This window comes from Desulfallas thermosapovorans DSM 6562, from assembly GCF_008124625.1.
GTDB lineage: Bacteria > Bacillota > Desulfotomaculia > Desulfotomaculales > Desulfallaceae > Sporotomaculum > Sporotomaculum thermosapovorans.
In genome coordinates this window covers 1-1,659 of the sequence record NZ_VNHM01000044.1, presented here as the reverse complement: position 1 = coordinate 1,659, position 1,659 = coordinate 1, and the positions used below count along the sequence as shown (strand labels likewise).

Annotated in this window: 1 protein-coding gene; it reads left to right on the top strand. The window is 47.6% G+C overall.

What is annotated here, in order from left to right; all coding sequences use genetic code 11:
- The first annotated feature begins 121 nt into the window (after positions 1-121).
- Positions 122-1,621: an IS5 family transposase gene (locus LX24_RS14760; protein WP_166512886.1), complete on the top strand. Its 1,500-nt coding sequence runs from the start codon at positions 122-124 to the stop codon at positions 1,619-1,621.
- Positions 1,622-1,659: the final 38 nt, after the last annotated feature.

Genomic DNA, 1,659 nt, shown 5'->3' with positions numbered 1-1,659 from the left:
TAGGGCTTGCTGAACGAAACAAAAACCCAACAAAATCAAGGATTCAGGAACATATTTGTCGAAATAAAATGCATGGAAAATGCGGTAAATGTTGCAAAAACCGTGCACTTGGAGGCAAAATATGTTCCGCAGGATAGAAAATCAATATTACCTCGAAGAATTTAATTTGCCCTTTGAAGGCAAATTAAGAGCCGATAACCGCTGGGTAAAACTAGCTAAAATGATCCCCTGGGACAAAATCGAAGCACGCTATGCCAATCTCTTTCCCAGCAACCGTGGTCAGGTGGCCAAACCTGTCCGAATGGCACTTGGCGCTTTAATCATCAAAGAAAAATGTGGCTTCAGCGACCGTGAAACAGTGGAGCAGATCACCGAAAACCCTTATCTCCAGTATTTCATCGGCCTTAAAGAATACCAAGACCGGCCACCATTTGACCCATCTTTGATGGTCCATTTTCGCAAGCGTTTCGGTGCCGAAGCACTGCAAGAAATCAACGAAGAAATCTGCCGTGCCGCCAAAGAAACCGATAAGAAAAATGACGACGATAAAAAGCCCAAGCCGCCCACGGGTGGCAATAAAGCCGTAGCGGAAGAATCCAATAACCCGGATAAAGCTTCATCCTTTGAAGTATATCCGGCAAACAAAGGCAAACTTATCTTGGATGCCACCTGCGCCCCTGCAGACATACGCTATCCCACTGACCTATCCCTGCTCAACGAAGCCAGGGAGAAGCTGGATGACATGATTGATATCGTGCACAAAAAACTTGGCAAACCCGGTAAAAGGCCGCGCACTTATCGACGGGTTGCTCGTAAGCATTACCTGAACATTGTTCGGAACAAAAAGCCCGGGAAGAAAGCTCTTCGTAAAGCTATTGGTAAGCAACTCCGCTATGTCAGGCGCAACCTTGGCGTTATAGACCGCCTGCTTGCCATAGCCGGCAACGAGCATGGTCTGAGCCAAAAGCAACAGGAAACCCTGGGTACAATACGTAAAGTCTACCAACAGCAGCACCACATGTATACCCGCCGTACGCACAAGATTAACGACCGTATTGTCAGTATCAGCCAGCCGCATGTGCGGCCCATCGTTCGGGGTAAAGCCACAGCCGAAACCGAATTCGGTGCCAAAATTGCCATCAGCATTGTCGACGGCTACGCCCATGTGGAAACGCTAAGTTGGGATGCCTTCAATGAGGGTAAAACCCTTATTGAATCAGTGGAGCGTTACCGCCAAAGGTACGGGTTTTATCCTGAAGCTGTTCAGGCTGATAAGATCTACCGGAATAGAGAGAATCTCTGCTATTGTGAACAACACAGTATACGATTAAGCGGCCCAAGGCTGGGTAGACCACCAGCTGACAAGTCGCTTCAAAAAGAACAAAGACGCTTGGAACGGCAAGACGCATGCGAACGTAATGCCATAGAAGGTAAATTCGGCGAAGGTAAGCGCCGCTATGGGCTGGCGCGTATTATGGCGCGCCTGAAAGAGACCGCCGAAAGTGTAATTTGCCTCCAGTTTTTGGTGATGAACTTGGAGCGCAGGCTGCGTGTTATTTTGTTTATTTTTCTCCGGTACCTATTTGGGCATAAACCGGCTTTTTTAAGGCCGTCGTTATAAATGTTTTGATTGAAATAGGATTGGTTCAGCAATCCCTA

What these genes read in the sequence shown, in the direction of transcription:
- LX24_RS14760 (WP_166512886.1), top strand. Translation starts at nt 122, where the DNA reads ATGTTCCGCAGGATAGAAAATCAATATTACCTCGAAGAATTTAATTTG.